A 16,236-nucleotide genomic window follows, 5' to 3' on the forward strand; every position below is an offset into this window, starting at 1 on the left:
ATATGTCAAAAAAAGTAATCGCAGATGTATTCTTAGAAGTAGCTAATGCAATAGAAAGCGGAGAATTTGGCAAAAAAATAAGAATTGGTGTGACTACACTTGGAAGTGAACATGGTGTAGAGAACATGGTTAATGGTGCACACTTAGCAAAATCTAATTTATTTGATATAGTACTTATTGGACCAAAAGTGGAAACTGACCTTGAAGTAGTTGAAGTTAATGATGAAAAAGAAATGCATGGAAAAATGGAAGAATTATTAGACTCAGGATATATAGATGCTTGTGTTACTATGCATTATAATTTTCCAATAGGAGTATCTACAGTAGGTAGAGTAATAACTCCAGCAAAAGGAAAAGAAATGATACTTGCAACAACAACAGGAACAAGTGCTACTAATAGAATAGAAGCAATGGTAAGAAATGCTATTTATGGTATTGCTACAGCCAAATCAATGGGAAATAAATGCCCAAAAGTTGGAATACTTAATGTTGATGGAGCTAGACAAGTTGAAAAAAGTTTAAAAGAGTTAAAAGATAATGGATATGATATAGAATTTGCGGATTCAATTAGAGCAGATGGTGGATGTGTTATGAGAGGTAATGATTTACTTGTAGGTGCACCTGATGTTATGGTTACTGATACATTATCTGGAAATATATTTATGAAAGTATTTTCTTCATATACTACAGGTGGAGACTATGAAGCTCAAGGCTTTGGGTATGGCCCTGGAGTTGGAGAAGACTATGATAGAAGAGTACTTATAGTATCGAGAGCATCAGGTTCTCCAGTAGTAGCCAATGCATTAAAATATGCTTATGATGTTGTAAAGGGAGAAATAAATAATATTGCAAGAAGTGAATTTGCAAAAGTTAAAGGTGCAAAATTTGATGATATTATAGCTTCTCTTACTAAAAAAGAAGTTAAAACTGAAAAAGTAGAAGTTAAAATGCCAGATAAAGAGGTTGTTACTCGTCAAATAGCTGGTGTTGATATAATGGATTTAGAAGATGCAGTATCTGAACTATGGAAAAATGGAATCTATGCTGAAAGTGGTATGGGTTGTACAGGGCCAATAGTTCTTGTAAATGATGCTAAAGGTGATTTAGCTGTTGAAACTTTAATCAAGGCTGGATACACTGCAAAATAAATATAAATTATACATGTAAATGAAGAACATATAGTTATAGTCTTTTAGGCTATAACTATATGTTCTTTTTGTTACTCAACTTATATTATTTTTATTACCAAAGTAAGGATATAAAGATAATTAAATATTTATAAATTATAACTTATAAAACAGAAATATCATGAATTTGTATCATAATAATATTTCTGTTTTATTTGTCGTTACTTATGCTAAGTAAAAAATCAGTGGAAATATATAAATAATATTAATAATATATGAAAAATTTTTAGAAGTAAAGTATCTATAAGATAAAAAATAACATTATTAGTGGTATAATATAATTAAAATAAAAAATATTTTTTGGAGGCAAAATCATGAGTAAAGTAGAAAAAGTAGTAGAATTGTTAGAAGCTAAGGGACTTGATGCATTATACTTAACAAAAAAAACGAATGTAAATTACATAAGTGGCTTTCCTGATGAAGAAGCATATGCAGTTATTTGTAAAGATGGAAATTTTTTAGTTACTGATAGTAGATATATGGAGCTTGCGGAAAATGTTTGTAAAGGTTTTGAAATTGTAAACTGGCATAATTTTGATAGAAGTGTGGCAAAAGCTGTAAAAAGTGTATGTGATAAAGTAGGTATAAAAAAGCTTGGATTTGAAAGAACAAATATCGTATTTGATAAATATGAAGAACTTAAAAATCTAGTTGAACAAGATGGAGGAGAATTGATACCTACAGAAAATATTGTAGAGACTCTTAGATATGTAAAGGACGAAGAAGAAATTAAAAATACAAGGAAAGCTTGTGAAATAGCTGATAAAGCGTTAGAAGAATTGGTTCCACATATAAAAGCTGGAGTTACTGAAATAGAATTAGCTACAAAACTAGAATATTTTATGAAAATGAATGGAGCTCAAAATATAGGATTTGAAACTATATTGATATCAGGAGCAAAAACTTCATTACTTCATGGTAAACCAAGTGACAAGGTTATAGAAAAAGGTGACTTTGTACTTATAGATTATGGAGCTATGTACAATGGATATATTTCTGATACAACTAGAACTTTTATAGTGGGAGAAGCATCTGAAAAACAATTAGAGATTTATAATTTAGTTAGAGAAGCACAAGATGTTGGAGTTGAAAACATGAAGGCTGGTGTACATGCTACAATTCCAGATGCAGAAATAAGAAAAGTTGTTAAGAAATATGAAGATTACTATTATCAAGGGATAGGACATGGGGTTGGAAGAGATGTTCATGAAGAACCTTTTATTGGTAATTATGGTGATAAAATAATAGAAGAAGGATGTATAATAACAATGGAACCAGGTATTTACTTCCCAGGATGGGGAGGAGTTAGAATAGAAGATACTGTTTTAATTACAAAAAATGGACCAGAAAGGTTAACTAAATTCCCTAAAGATTTGATGATTTTAGACAAATAATTTGATTTTTATATAATTTTTTACACAAAATAATATTGTAATCTCACCATTAAGCCCTCTCTACATATCTTAGTAAAGAGGGCTTAATTTTATTATGTGAGGTGATAATATCTATGAATAAAAAACATAAGTTTATGAAAAACATAAAAAAAGCCTGGTATAAAATTAAATTAATAGATAGATGTCTTATAATTGTCATGGCAATACTCATGTTTGAATCTATATACAATTTGTTTGTAAATGAAGTTAATTCACAAGATACTAGCACTATTGATGTAGTAGTAAGAACTACTTCAGCAGCGATATTTGGATACTTTTTAAGTGCTAATTTTATAAGTAGAGCTTCAAGAAAAGTTACAAATACGGATGCATATTCAAATATTTTTATAGATGATAATTCTTCTAATAAAGGTCAATTACCAAGTCAAAATAATATAATGAATGTGAAAAATACTATTGGATTTGAATTAGAAAGTGACAATTATCAAAATAATGATAAAAAAGTGACTGTTAATAATGGTGAAGAGATTGAAGAAGGAGAAACTAGTGAATTACAAATTGTTATAGCTACTGTGATTTGTGTAGTAGCATTAATAGTACTTTTTATTGTGAGAAATTTTACAACACCAGCAACCGCATCTCTAGGAACTATTTCCCAGATGAGAGATTTTGTATCTGGATGTGTGGGTTTTTTGTTAGGTTGTCCAAGTAAACCTAATTAAAAATATGAGTATTAAAATAGATAAAATTAATATTAAAGGTATCAGTATAATAATATTTAAGTTATGAGTGTATATCATTGTAATTCTTTTAAGATAATATATTTTATTGTTATACTGATACTCAAAAATACTTATAATATTTATCAAAATATGTATAATGCTGTATTTACATAATATGTAGAAATATTAATTTATATGAATAGAAGCCATATATTCAATAAAAAGTTTCATACTATGAGATATATATTGATGTTTTCTCCAAAGAACACCAATATTAGCAGTAATTGCACGTTCTAAAGGAATTGAACAGAGATTTTCGGTATTTTGAAATATTTCTTTATATAGTATCGTTGAAGCTAAATCATTTTCTAATAAATAACGAATAGTAGAAAGCTGATTTGAGTGTAAAATTATATTTGGTTTAACCTTCTCAAGTCTTTTTGTAATAATTTTGTAGTGATAAGAACCTTCAGATAGTATGACAAAAGGAATATTTTTCAACATATAGTTTGAAATAATGGACTGTTTTGCTAATTCATTTTTAGGATTTGTAACTAAATATAATTCTGTTTTATAGATTGTTTTTGAATCTATATCATCATAAATATCACTATCAATTATACCAATGCAAAAATCAAGTGTAGATTCTTCAATCATTTTGGCACCAACGAAGGTTGGAACTTCAAAAATTTTAAGCTCAATATCTGGATAAATTACATTAAATCTAGGTAGTATCTTTGAAAGTAAAAAAGTACCTAAAACTGTAGGAATTCCTATTTTAAGAGATGCTTTTCTTTTTTTTCCTAAATCTAGTGCATCACTTTGAAAATCTTCAAATTGTCTCGTGAAATTTTTTGCCTTATCTAAGAAGAGCTTCCCCTCAGGAGTTAAATCTATTTTATTACCTATTCTAAAAAAAAGTTCAAAACCGAGTTCTTTTTCCAATTCTTTAATAGCTAAGGTTATAGATGGTTGAGAAATATGAATACTTTCTGCTGCTTTAGTCATGTTTTTATATTTACAAACAGTCTGGAAATAATATAGATAATTTATGTTCATTGGTTAATAGTTCCTTTCATTTATGTAATTAGTGACAAGTATATAATTAACAACAATATAAGTTTTGTATATTATTGTAAAAAAATAGAATAGTTTTAAACTATCATATCATAAGTTTTTGATATTTTCAATCTATTAAGAATAGTGCTATTATTAAATTAACAAAAGATAACAGCTGACATAATTTAAGTAACAACTATTTGAAACGTAGTTATATCAATGAATATTAAAAATTTAACTATCTAAAAATAATTAGTATTTATGTAATTTAATTGTCAACTAAATTGTAACATAAAAAACTAACATTAGAGAGATGAAATTTTTTTAATCAGAAATGTTAATTTAATAACAAAATATAATTTTGCAAAGTTTGCAAAGAGGGGAGAGATATATTTTTTAATAATTATCGTTAATTTAATAACAAAAAATGAAAGGGAGTGGTTTGGTGAAGTTTGAGTTAATGGATTTTTTAATGAACCCTTTTGTCCTTATGTTTGCTGCTGTAATTACAGGAATATTATTTGGAAAAATTAAATTTGGGAAGTTTAATTTTGGAGTGTCAGGAGCATTATTTACAGGATTATTTATTGGATGGTTTGTGTATAGCTTAGGAAATTCAGTAATAGCAAAAGGAGAGACAACAGCAGGGTATAAGGCAGCAACTATCATGATGGGTAATGGAATTATTTCTTCTGATTTCTTTGATTTTTTTCTAATTATATTTGTTGCAGCAGTTGGTTTATTAGCTGCTAAGGATATGAAAGCCGTACTTAAGAAGTATGGGGCTAGATTTGTAGTTTTAGGAGTTCTTATAACTTTTATAGGAGGCTCTATGACTTATGCAATGACTTTGTTATCAAGCAATAAAGGAAGTAGTGCGTATGAGGTTTCTGGTGTTTATACAGGAGCATTAACAAGTTCACCTGGTCTAGCTGCTGCTTTAGAAACAGCTGGTAAACATGCAGAAGATGTATCAAAAGAGTTTGAGAAAGCATCAATAGAAGATAAAAAAGAAATATTAAAAGTAGTTGACCCAGAGGGAAAATTGGATGTAGCTACAACTACATCACTAACTCAAGAGCAAATAGATAAGTATATCGCATATGCTGAAGCAGGTGTTGGTATAGGGCATGCAGTTGCATATCCTTTTGGAGTATTAATAGTAATTTTAGGAGTAAATTTCCTTCCTAAAATATTTAGAATGGACCTTAGAGAAGAAAGAAGAAAATATGAAAAAGAAATGAAAGAAGCTAGAGATAGTGTTGGTGGTAAAACGATACCAGAAGTTCCATTTAATATAATAACATTTTTCTTAACATGTCTTGCTGGATATTTGGTTGGAGGAATACACGTGTTCATGGGACCATTAGGATACTTTACATTAGGGGCAACTGGTGGTTCTCTAATTGTATCTCTAGTACTTGGATATGTGGGTAAGATAGGTGTAGTAAATTTCAGAATGGAAGAAAAAGTATTAAATATTCTAAAACAAATAGGGCTAGTATTTTTCTTAGCAATAGTTGGATTAAGATATGGTGGTAAAGTGGTTGATTCAATTATGACATCTGGTATGCATCTAGCTTTAGTAGCCATAGTAGTAGGAATTACAGCTATGATGATTGGATTTTTAGTTGGTAAGTATGTATTCAAACTAAATTGGATTTTACTATCAGGAGCTGTCTGTGGTGGTATGACATCAACACCAGGGCTTGGAGCTGCTGTTGATGCTCTTGATAGCGATGACCCAGCAGCAGGATATGGTGCTACATATCCATTTGCACTGTTAACTAAAGTTATATTGGTTATAGTTTTACACAAACTTCCAATGTAAATAAGACTTTATATGGGGGGATATTTATGAATAATGAAGGAGTATTTGAAGAATTAAGCGAAAGATTAAGAAATAAAAAATTATGTGATTTAATTATGAATGCAGATGAGGCTGCCAAAATTATAAATGATGGGATGGTTGTTGGACTTAGTGGATTTACACCTTCAGGTTACCCAAAAGCAGTACCATTAGCGGTTTCAGAAAGGGCTAAAAGTGGAGAGAAGATAAAATTGACTGTGTATTCAGGAGCATCTTTAGGTCCAGAAGTGGACGGAGCATGGGCAGAAGTAGGTATAATTGAAAGAAGACTTCCTTATCAGACTAATTCAATACTTAGAAACAGTATTAATAAAGGTGATGTCAATTATATAGATATGCATCTAAGTCATTCTACTCAATTTTTAAATTATGGGACTATACCTAAAGTAGATGTAGCTATAGTAGAAGCACTTGCAATAACTAAAAATGGGGATATTATACCTACTAGTGGTATAGGAAATTCGCCATCTTTTATAAAAAGTGCAGATAAAGTGATAGTTGAAATAAATCTTGCAAAACCAATGGAAATGGAAGGAATGGCAGATATATATATCACAGAAAATCCTCCAAACAGGAAACCTATAGCAATAAATCATCCTAAAGATAGAATTGGAACAACATATATACCTTGTGGATTAGATAAGATTGCAGGTATAGTAATCACTAATATGCAGGATAAGACACGTCCATTGGGTATTGTAGATGAAGCTTCAAAAAAGATATCAAATAATATTATTGCTTTTCTGAAAGAAGAAGTAAAATCAGGTAGACTGTCAAAAAATTTACTTCCTCTTCAATCTGGTGTAGGAAGTGTAGCAAATGCAGTTTTATATGGACTATGTGAATCTGAGTTTGAAAATTTAACTTGTTATACAGAGGTTGTGCAGGATTCAATGTTGGATTTAATAAGAATGGGTAAAGTCACAATGGCATCAACTACATCCGTAAGTCCATCACCTGAAGGATTAATAAAATTTGAGAATGATATAGATTTCTTTAAAGATAAGATTATATTGAGACCTCAAGAAATTAGTAATAACCCAGAAATAGCTAGGAGAATTGGTGTAATTGCAATGAATACTGCAATTGAGGTTGATATTTACGGAAATGTAAACTCAACTCATATCATGGGGTCGAAGATGATGAATGGAATCGGTGGTTCTGGTGATTTTGCTAGGAATGGAGCAATAACTATATTTAGTACTGAATCAATTGCAAAAAACGGTGATATATCGTCAATAGTACCTATGGTATCTCATGTAGACCACACTGAACATGATGTAATGGTAATTGTAACAGAGCAAGGGTATGCTGATTTAAGAGGTCTTGCACCTAGAGAAAGAGCTGTTAAGATAATAGAAAATTGTGCTCATCCAGATTATAAAGAGCAACTTATGGATTACCTAAATAGAGCATGTCAAAATGGAGCAAAACAAACTCCTCATATATTAGATGAAGCTTTATCATGGCATAGTAAATTTATGAGTACAGGTACAATGAAGAAGTCAGAAACTTTTAAAAGTGCATTATAAAAATATTTAATAAATTGGAGGAATATTAAAAATGGAAAAAGCAGTAGAAAACTTTGAAGATTTAAGCAAAGAATATATTAATGGATACATTGAGAGAGCTAGAAAAGCTCAGAGAGAGTTTGAATGCTATACTCAAGAACAAGTGGATAAAATAGTGAAGATAGTTGGAAAGGTAGTATACTATAACGCTGAATATTTAGCTAAACTTGCAGTAGAAGAAACTGGAATGGGTGTATATGAAGATAAAGTAGCTAAAAATAAAAGCAAAGCGAAAGTTATATACAATAATTTAAAAGATAAGAAATCAGTTGGTATAATTGACATAGATAGAGAAACAGGAATAACAAAGGTAGCTAAACCAATTGGTGTTGTAGCAGCAATAACTCCTTGTACAAATCCAATAGTTACACCTATGAGTAATGCTATGTTTGCATTAAAGGGAAGAAATGCAATTATTATAACACCACATCATAAAGCAATTGGATGTAGTACTAAGACTGTTGATATGATTAATGAAGAATTAGAAAAAATCGGAGCACCAGAAAATCTAATACAAATACTTGACCAACAATCAAGAGAAAATACGAGAAATTTAATTTCATCAGCAGATGTAGTAATTGCTACTGGTGGAATGGGAATGGTAAGAGCTGCATATTCAAGTGGAAAGCCAGCTCTTGGTGTAGGAGCAGGAAATGTCCAATGTATCATAGACAGAGATGTAGATATTAAAGAAGCAGTACCTAAAATCATAGCTGGAAGAATATTTGATAATGGTATAATTTGCTCAGGTGAGCAATCAGTGATAGTAGCAGAAGAAATGTTTGATAAAGTAATGGATGAATTTGAAAGTAACAAAGGTTTTATAGTTAGAGATAAGGCACAAAAAGAAGCTTTTAGAAATGCCATGTTTGTCAATAAATCTATGAATAAAGATGCAGTAGGGCAATCAGTTCATGCAATTGCAAACATTGCAGGTGTTGAAATACCAAAAGATACAAAAATAATAGTGATAGAAGCAGATGGGCCAGGTGAAGAAGACATACTTGCAAAAGAAAAAATGTGTCCAGTTATATCTGCATATAAATATAAAGACTTTGAAGAAGGTGTAGCTATTGCAAAAGCAAATCTAAATGTAGAAGGAAAAGGACATAGTGTATCTATACATTCAAATACAATTAAGAATATAGAATATGCAGGAGAAAATATAGAAGTATCAAGATTTGTAATCAATCAATGTTGTGCTACAAGTGCTGGAGGAAGCTTCTTTAATGGTCTTGCACCTACAAACACTTTAGGTTGTGGTTCTTGGGGAAATAATAGTATTTCTGAAAATCTTGATTACAAACATTTAATTAATATTTCTAGAATTGCTTATTATATGCCAGAAAATGAAGTACCTACAGATGAAGAGCTTTGGGGATAAAATTCAAGTATAAAAAAGTATTCATTCTAAATTAAAATAGAAATATATTTTAATCTAAAATGAATCTAAACTAAAAATGAATTTAATTTAAAAAATTGAGAGATGAACAAAAGAAGGAAGTATTATAAATTAACATAAATAAAAATTATTATAAAAAAGAAGGAGTGGTTTTATTATGGCATTAATGACAGGAGCTCAATATATTGAAAGTTTGAGAAAATTAAATACTAAAGTTTATATGTTTGGTGAAGAGGTTAAAAATTGGGTTGACCATCCAATGATTAGACCATCTATAAATTGTGTAGCAGCTACTTATGATTTGGCACATGACCCAGAATATGCAGATTTAATGACAGTTACTTCAAATATTACAGGAGAAAAAATAAATAGATTTGGTCATCTTCATCAAAGTACTGATGATTTGATAAAAAAAGTTAAAATGCAAAGACTATGTGGTCAAAAAACAGCTTCTTGTTTCCAAAGATGTGTAGGTATGGATGCTTTTAATGCGGTATATTCAACAACATTTGAGTGTGATAAAGCACATGGAACTAATTATCATGATAATTTTGTAAAATACTTAACTTATATACAAGAAAACGATTTAGTAGTTGATGGAGCTATGACTGACCCTAAAGGAGATAGAGCATTATCACCTAGTGCTCAACCTGACCCAGATATGTTTCTTCATATAGTTGAAAGAAGAGAAGATGGAATAGTGGTAAGAGGAGCAAAAGCACATCAAACTGGCTCAATAAATTCACATGAACATCTTATAATGCCTACTATAAGTATGACTGAAGCAGATAAAGACTATGCTGTATCATTTGCAGTTCCTTCAGATGCTGAAGGTGTGTTTATGATTTATGGAAGACAATCTTGTGACACTAGAAAATTAGAAGAGGGAGCAGATGTTGATTTAGGAAATAAGGAGTTTGGAGGACAAGAAGCTCTAGTAGTATTTGATAATGTATTCGTTCCAAATGATAGAATTTTCTTATGTGGAGAGTGGGATTTCTCTGGTATGTTAGTGGAAAGATTTGCTGGATATCATAGACAAAGTTATGGTGGATGTAAAGTTGGAGTAGGTGATGTAATAATAGGAGCAGCAGCTTTAGCAGCTGATTACAATGGAGCAAACAAAGCTTCTCATATAAAAGATAAATTAATAGAAATGACTCACCTTAATGAAAGCTTATATTGTTGTGGTATAGCATGTTCATCAGAAGGACATAAGACAGAGGCTGGAAACTATCAAATAGATTTACTTCTTGCAAATGTATGTAAACAAAATGTAACTAGATTCCCTTATGAAATAGTAAGACTTGCAGAAGATATAGCTGGTGGGCTTATGGTTACTATGCCTTCAGAAAAAGACTTTAAATCAGATGTTAAAGTTGGAACAAGTGGAATGACAATAGGTGAAGTATGTAATAAATATTTTAAAGCTTCTTCAGTAGCTTCAACAGAAGAAAGAATGAGAATATTAAGATTCTTAGAAAATATATGTCTTGGTTCAGCTGCTGTTGGTTATAGAACTGAGTCAATGCATGGAGCAGGTTCACCACAAGCACAAAGAATAATGATTTCAAGACAAGGAAATATAAATCAGAAGAAAGAGTTAGCTAAGACAATTGCAGGAATAAAAAAAGAGAAAGCTCTAAATTTATAAAAAGTTGATATATAAATGGGAAGATATATCGACTTATACTAATTAATGAAAAAATATATCGTATAAGAATAATTATGAAGTAGTAGTTTGAGTTATAAAAAGAGATTTTTAGAAGGAGAATTTACACATGACCTGTGGAGTTAGATTTTGTGGGGGCTGTAACCCTAGATACGAAAGAGGGAAGGCTCTTGCAATAATCAAAGAGCACTTCAATGGTAGAGTAGATTTTAGTGTAGCAGAAGAAGATGTAGAATATGATTTATTACTTATAATTGGAGGATGCACAACTTTATGTGCATCCTACCAACAATATAAAGTTAAAAAATCATATATTAAAATTTGGGATTTTAGTCATATAGAAAGAGCTATAAATATAATAGAATCAGCAATTTGTGAAGCTTAAATAAGAGTTAGATGGGGTGATTTCATTGAATTGGCGAGAATTGTATCAAAGTAAGTTATGTACTGCTACAGACGCTGTAAAGCATATTAAAGATGGGGATACAGTAGTATTTGCACATTGTGTAGGTGAGCCTCCTGTACTAGTAGAGGCTATGATTGAAAATGCAAAACAGTATAAAAACGTTGAGATTAAGCATATGGTAAGTCTAGGGAGTGGTGGATATACTGGCGAGGGAATGGAAACTCACTTTAGAGTAAATCCAATGTTTGTAAGTGGAAATGTAAGAAAGGCAATCGAAAATGGAGATGGAGATTTTACTCCTGCATTCTTTCATGAAGTACCAAAATTAATTAGAGAAAAAAGATTAAAATGTGATGTTGTTTTAGCACAGGTAACTCCACCAGATGAACATGGGTATTGTAGTCTAGGGACATCAGTTGACTATACCTACGAAGCTATTAAAACTGCTAAAACAGTAATTGTTCAAGTAAATGACCAATTTCCTAGAACTTATGGTGAAGTAGTTCATATATCAGAGTTTGATTATATAGTTGAAAAGTCACAACCTTTATATGAACTGCAACCTGCTAAGATAGGAGAAGTAGAAGAAGCAATAGGTAAAAATTGTGCTTCTCTAATTGAAGATGGTTCTACTTTACAACTTGGAATTGGTGGAATTCCAGATGCAGTTATGCTATTTTTAACAGATAAAAAAGATTTAGGAATTCATTCAGAAATGATTTCAGATGGAACCTTAGCTCTCTATGAAAAAGGTGTTATAAATGGTAAATATAAAAATTTTGATAAAGAAAAAATGACAGTTACATTTTTAATGGGAACTAAAAAATTATATGATTTTGCTAATAATAACCCAGTAGTTGAAGTAAAGCCTGTAGACTATGTAAATCATCCAGCAGTTATAATGAAACAACATAAAATGGTTTCTATAAATTCTGCTATACAAGTTGATTTGATGGGACAGGTAGTTGCAGAGGCAATGGGTCTTAGACAATTTAGTGGAGTTGGAGGTCAAGTTGACTTCATACGTGGAGTATCTATGGGAGAAGATGGAAAGGCAATTATAGCCATGCCTTCAATAACGACAAAAAAAGATGGTACAGTAATTTCAAAAATTGTTTCAATTGTTGATGAAGGTGCTCCTATAACAACATCTAGAAATGATATTGACTATGTCGTAACAGAGTATGGTATAGCAGAACTAAAAGGGAAATCTCTTAGAGAAAGGGCAAGAAATTTAATCAATATTGCTCATCCAAGTGTAAGAGAAAATCTAGCATTAGAGTTTGAAAAAAGATTTAAGGAGAAATATTAATAGTAGAGGGGTGTTAAGAATGGAAGCACTTAGAGTAGTTCCAAAAATATTTTATTTTGATACATTTAAAGAATTCAACGAAGAATTTAAAATAGGAAAAAATGATTTAGTAATTACAAATGAATTTATATATGAACCATATATGAAACCTCTTGGAATAGATACCAATCTAATTTTCCAAGAAAAATTTGGAACAGGTGAACCATCTGATGAAATGATAGATTCTATGACAAAAGAAATGAAGAAATACAATTTCGATAGAATTATCGCCTTTGGAGGAGGTACAATAGTTGATATATGCAAGATATTAGCACTTGATGTTCCAGAGAAGTCTATTGATTTATTTGAAGGAGAAGTAGCACCTAAAAAAGTAAAAGAATTGGTGGTAGTTCCTACAACATGTGGTACAGGAAGTGAAGTAACAAATGTAGCCATTGCAGAGTTAAAATCTAAGCATACTAAAAAGGGTCTTGCAGTAGAAGAAACTTATGCAGATTATGCAGTATTAATTCCAGAATCAGTAAAAGGATTGCCTTATAAATTTTTTGTAACAAGCTCAGTGGACGCTCTTATACATGCTATTGAGTCTTATCTATCTCCAAAGGCAAGTCCATTTACAGAAATATATTCTTTACAGGCTATAAAAATGATTATGGATGGATATAAAAAGATTGTGGCTAAAGGAGAAGAAGAGAGATTCAATCATCTTAAGGACTTTGTACTTGCATCAAACTATGCAGGAATTGCTTTTGGAAATGCTGGTTGTGCAGCAGTGCATGCTTTATCTTATTCGATAGGTGCAGCTTTCCATGTTGCACATGGTGAAGCAAATTATCAGTTCTTTACTGAAGTATTTAAGATGTACTCTAGAAAAAATCCTAATGGAAAGATTACACAATGTACAAAAATTTTAGCAGATGCTCTTGAATGTGACCCTAATTGTGATGTTTATGGAGAATTAGAGAAATTCTTAAACAAATTAATAGCTAAGAAATCTTTAAGAGAATATGGAATGGTGGAAAGTCAGATAGATGAATTTACTGATAGCACAATAGCAAATCAACAGAGATTACTTGCTAATAATTATGTAGAACTTAGTAGAGAAGAAATAAGAGAGATATTTGCAAATCTTTATTGATACAATTTTTTATTTATATTAAGTATAGATGATATAAATAATGATAATTATATAAATATAAAAAGTAAGAGGACTTAAATTTACTTAAAATTAAGTTCTCTTATTTTTGTATAGCATTAAATGTAAGTACATTTTTAGTTAGAAAATGTACTTACATTTAAGTCTATTACCTTATTTGAAATAATTTGTAGAATTTCAAATTCCTTGACAGTAATAAGTAAGTAATTGTATAATCAAACTGAAATATAATAATAATATTAGTAAAAATGAAAGGATATAAATCATGTATAAACCAGAGAATTTTTCTAAAAAATCTGTATTAATAAATTCGTTTTTAAGTAAATTTTTAAAGATAGTTGGATGGGGTTTAGTAGGTTTATTCACACTATCAGCTTTAGTATTGTCAACTATTTCAATTATAATTGGGTGGGCAGTTATACTTCCTATTCAAGTATGTGCTTTATTTTTAATAATAGGTGGAGTTTGCATTTTTAAAGGTAAAAGATTAGGAGACCAAATTTCTCGTTACAAAAAATACTGTACAATCATAAGTAATAAAAATATTATTCCAGTAGAACTTATTGCAGAAAGCACATCTAAATCATTAAAATTTATAATAAAAGATGTGCAAAAGATGATAGATAAAAATTACTTTATAAATACTTATATTGATAAAAGAAACAATCAAATTGTCTTGACAAATGAAGATGGAATTCCACCAGTGTATGAAGATGTAGTGTGTGAAGTTGAAGAAGATGAAGTTGAGAATAGTAATGAAGTTGATATGATTATTAAAAAGGGAATGGACTATTTGAGACAAATAAAAGAAGCTAATGAAAATATTAAATCAGAATCAATGTGCAGCAAAATTGTACAAGTAGAAGATGTTACGAGTAAAATATTTGATGTTGTAAAACATGACCCATCAAAACTTACTCAGATACAAAAATTTATGGATTATTATATTCCAACTACTTTGAAGCTTTTAAATTCATATCATACATTGGAAGAACAAGGCATAGACAGAGAAAATATAACAACAACTATGGAGAGTATTGAAAGTACAATGAGTACAATTGTAGTGGCTTTTGAGAACCAACTGGATTCTCTATTTGAGGATGAAGCTATTGACATATCTACAGATATTACTGTCTTAGAAAATATGTTAGTTCAAGAGGGATTAACAGGTGGAAAGTTTTAACTGTAATATAAAAAATATTCTGTTATTTTTGAACAGTTAATTAGTTATAAAGGATAAAAATGTGCAAGATATAAGTATATAATTAGTACTTTATGAAGGAAGAGGAGAGAAGTATAGAATGAATAATTTAGATGATATACCAGTTATGCCAACACTGACTCTTGACCCATTTGGTGAAGAAACAAAAACAAATGATATAAATAATTCTGACCTATTAATGAAAAAGAATGAAAAAGACCCAGAAGAAGAAAAACTATCAGAAGCTGAACGTAAAATGGTAAAAGAGTTTGCAGAAAAAATAGATATTACAAATACAAATATGATTTTGCAATATGGAGCTGGGGCTCAAAAAAAGGTAGCAGGATTTTCGGAAACCGCTTTAAAGAGTGTTAAAACTAGAGATTTAGGCGAAGTTGGTGATATGCTTACAAATCTAGTTACTGATTTAAAATCATTTTCAGCTGATGAAAAAGAACAAGGTGGTTTTTTAGGGATTTTTAAAAAGGCAAATAATAAAATTTCAAATTTAAAAACTAAGTATGATAGTGCAGAAGTAAATGTAGACAAAGTAAGTAAAGAACTTCAAAAGCATCAAGTTAAAATATTGAAAGACATAGCAATGCTTGATAAAATGTATGAATTAAACTTAGCTTATTCAAAAGAGCTTACAATGTATATTATAGCAGGGAAACAAAGGCTAAAAGATATGAAAGAACTTGAGATGCCAAAATTAAGAGAAAAAGCAAGTCTGTCTGGTTCAACAGAAGATGCTCAATCTGTAAATGATATGGTTTCACTTTGTGACAGATTTGAAAAGAAGATTCATGACTTAGAATTAACTAGAATGGTGTCACTTCAAATGGCTCCACAGATAAGATTGGTTCAAAATAGCAATAATCTAATGGCAGAAAAAATTCAATCTACTATAGTAAATACTATTCCATTATGGAAAAATCAAATAGTACTTGCTCTTGGAATATCTCATTTGAATCAAGCTATGAAAGCACAACGTGAAGTTAGTAACATGACAAATGAACTTCTACTAAAGAATGCAGAAACATTGAAAATGGGAACAATAGAAACAGCTAAAGAATCAGAAAGAGGCATTGTAGATATAGATACAATTAAGAAAACTAATCAATCTTTAATATCAACTATTGATGAAGTAGTTAAGATACAAAATGATGGTAGAATAAAGAGACAAGAAGCAGAAGTTGAATTATCAAAAATAGAAAGTGAACTAAAAAGTAAGCTTCTTGAATTTACAGTTAAATAATAACTTATAAATAATAACTTATACTA

General features: G+C 30.1%; 13 protein-coding genes. 12 read left to right on the plus strand and 1 reads right to left on the minus strand.

Annotated elements, in window-relative coordinates:
- Window positions 1–2 precede the first annotated feature (2 nt).
- From grdD to KGF36_RS01735, 3 genes are all read left to right on the plus strand, one after another.
- Window positions 3–1,148: a glycine/sarcosine/betaine reductase complex component C subunit alpha gene (gene grdD / locus KGF36_RS01725; RefSeq protein ID WP_227829253.1), complete on the plus strand. Its 1,146-nt coding sequence runs from the start codon at window positions 3–5 to the stop codon at window positions 1,146–1,148.
- Window positions 1,149–1,501: 353 nt separating this feature from the next.
- Window positions 1,502–2,581, plus strand: coding sequence for a M24 family metallopeptidase (locus KGF36_RS01730; RefSeq protein WP_227829252.1), 1,080 nt, complete (start codon window positions 1,502–1,504; stop codon window positions 2,579–2,581).
- A gap of 113 nt (window positions 2,582–2,694) precedes the next feature.
- Window positions 2,695–3,303: a hypothetical protein gene (locus KGF36_RS01735; RefSeq protein WP_227829251.1), complete on the plus strand. Its 609-nt coding sequence runs from the start codon at window positions 2,695–2,697 to the stop codon at window positions 3,301–3,303.
- Window positions 3,304–3,489: 186 nt separating this feature from the next.
- Here KGF36_RS01735 and KGF36_RS01740 read toward each other — a convergent pair whose 3' ends face one another.
- Window positions 3,490–4,362, minus strand: a complete 873-nt coding sequence (locus KGF36_RS01740) for a LysR family transcriptional regulator (RefSeq protein WP_227829250.1) — start codon at window positions 4,360–4,362, stop codon at window positions 3,490–3,492.
- 427 nt (window positions 4,363–4,789) lie between these two features.
- On the opposite strand from KGF36_RS01740, the gene KGF36_RS01745 reads away from it, so the two are divergent.
- The 9 genes from KGF36_RS01745 (at window position 4,790) to KGF36_RS01785 (ending at window position 16,210) form a co-directional block, all read left to right on the plus strand.
- Entirely contained in the window at window positions 4,790–6,193 is a 1,404-nt protein-coding gene (locus tag KGF36_RS01745) for a hypothetical protein (protein ID WP_227829249.1), read from the plus strand.
- Between the two features lie 26 nt (window positions 6,194–6,219).
- Window positions 6,220–7,764, plus strand: coding sequence for an acetyl-CoA hydrolase/transferase family protein (locus KGF36_RS01750; RefSeq protein ID WP_227829248.1), 1,545 nt, complete (start codon window positions 6,220–6,222; stop codon window positions 7,762–7,764).
- Window positions 7,765–7,795: 31 nt separating this feature from the next.
- Complete coding sequence (locus KGF36_RS01755) at window positions 7,796–9,187, plus strand: aldehyde dehydrogenase family protein (RefSeq protein ID WP_227829247.1); 1,392 nt, start codon at window positions 7,796–7,798, stop codon at window positions 9,185–9,187.
- Between the two features lie 175 nt (window positions 9,188–9,362).
- Window positions 9,363–10,859 (plus strand): 4-hydroxyphenylacetate 3-hydroxylase family protein, encoded by a 1,497-nt coding sequence (gene abfD / locus KGF36_RS01760; RefSeq protein ID WP_227829246.1) that lies wholly within the window; start codon window positions 9,363–9,365, stop codon window positions 10,857–10,859.
- Window positions 10,860–10,986: 127 nt separating this feature from the next.
- Entirely contained in the window at window positions 10,987–11,262 is a 276-nt protein-coding gene (locus KGF36_RS01765; protein ID WP_227432694.1) for a hypothetical protein, read from the plus strand.
- A gap of 16 nt (window positions 11,263–11,278) precedes the next feature.
- Complete coding sequence (locus tag KGF36_RS01770) at window positions 11,279–12,595, plus strand: acetyl-CoA hydrolase/transferase family protein (protein ID WP_413840205.1); 1,317 nt, start codon at window positions 11,279–11,281, stop codon at window positions 12,593–12,595.
- A 19-nt stretch (window positions 12,596–12,614) separates the two neighbouring features.
- A complete protein-coding gene (locus tag KGF36_RS01775) occupies window positions 12,615–13,733 on the plus strand; it encodes a 4-hydroxybutyrate dehydrogenase (protein ID WP_227829244.1) in 1,119 nt (372 codons plus the stop codon).
- A 283-nt stretch (window positions 13,734–14,016) separates the two neighbouring features.
- Complete coding sequence (locus KGF36_RS01780; RefSeq protein ID WP_227829243.1) at window positions 14,017–14,934, plus strand: 5-bromo-4-chloroindolyl phosphate hydrolysis family protein; 918 nt, start codon at window positions 14,017–14,019, stop codon at window positions 14,932–14,934.
- Window positions 14,935–15,052: 118 nt separating this feature from the next.
- A complete protein-coding gene (locus tag KGF36_RS01785) occupies window positions 15,053–16,210 on the plus strand; it encodes a toxic anion resistance protein (RefSeq protein ID WP_227829242.1) in 1,158 nt (385 codons plus the stop codon).
- The last annotated feature ends 26 nt before the right edge of the window (window positions 16,211–16,236 follow it).

This window comes from Clostridioides sp. ZZV14-6009, assembly GCF_020658095.1.
Taxonomy (GTDB): domain Bacteria; phylum Bacillota; class Clostridia; order Peptostreptococcales; family Peptostreptococcaceae; genus Clostridioides.

Excerpts from the sequence above, each read along its gene's own strand:
- KGF36_RS01740 (WP_227829250.1), bottom strand. The coding sequence starts at position 4,362 with ATGAACATAAATTATCTATATTATTTCCAGACTGTTTGTAAATATAAA.
- KGF36_RS01780 (WP_227829243.1), top strand. The coding sequence starts at position 14,017 with ATGTATAAACCAGAGAATTTTTCTAAAAAATCTGTATTAATAAATTCG.
- KGF36_RS01730 (WP_227829252.1), top strand. The coding sequence starts at position 1,502 with ATGAGTAAAGTAGAAAAAGTAGTAGAATTGTTAGAAGCTAAGGGACTT.
- KGF36_RS01765 (WP_227432694.1), top strand. The coding sequence starts at position 10,987 with ATGACCTGTGGAGTTAGATTTTGTGGGGGCTGTAACCCTAGATACGAA.
- KGF36_RS01745 (WP_227829249.1), top strand. The coding sequence starts at position 4,790 with ATGAAAGGGAGTGGTTTGGTGAAGTTTGAGTTAATGGATTTTTTAATG.
- KGF36_RS01755 (WP_227829247.1), top strand. The coding sequence starts at position 7,796 with ATGGAAAAAGCAGTAGAAAACTTTGAAGATTTAAGCAAAGAATATATT.
- KGF36_RS01735 (WP_227829251.1), top strand. The coding sequence starts at position 2,695 with ATGAATAAAAAACATAAGTTTATGAAAAACATAAAAAAAGCCTGGTAT.
- grdD (WP_227829253.1), top strand. The coding sequence starts at position 3 with ATGTCAAAAAAAGTAATCGCAGATGTATTCTTAGAAGTAGCTAATGCA.
- KGF36_RS01775 (WP_227829244.1), top strand. The coding sequence starts at position 12,615 with ATGGAAGCACTTAGAGTAGTTCCAAAAATATTTTATTTTGATACATTT.
- KGF36_RS01750 (WP_227829248.1), top strand. The coding sequence starts at position 6,220 with ATGAATAATGAAGGAGTATTTGAAGAATTAAGCGAAAGATTAAGAAAT.
- abfD (WP_227829246.1), top strand. The coding sequence starts at position 9,363 with ATGGCATTAATGACAGGAGCTCAATATATTGAAAGTTTGAGAAAATTA.
- KGF36_RS01785 (WP_227829242.1), top strand. The coding sequence starts at position 15,053 with ATGAATAATTTAGATGATATACCAGTTATGCCAACACTGACTCTTGAC.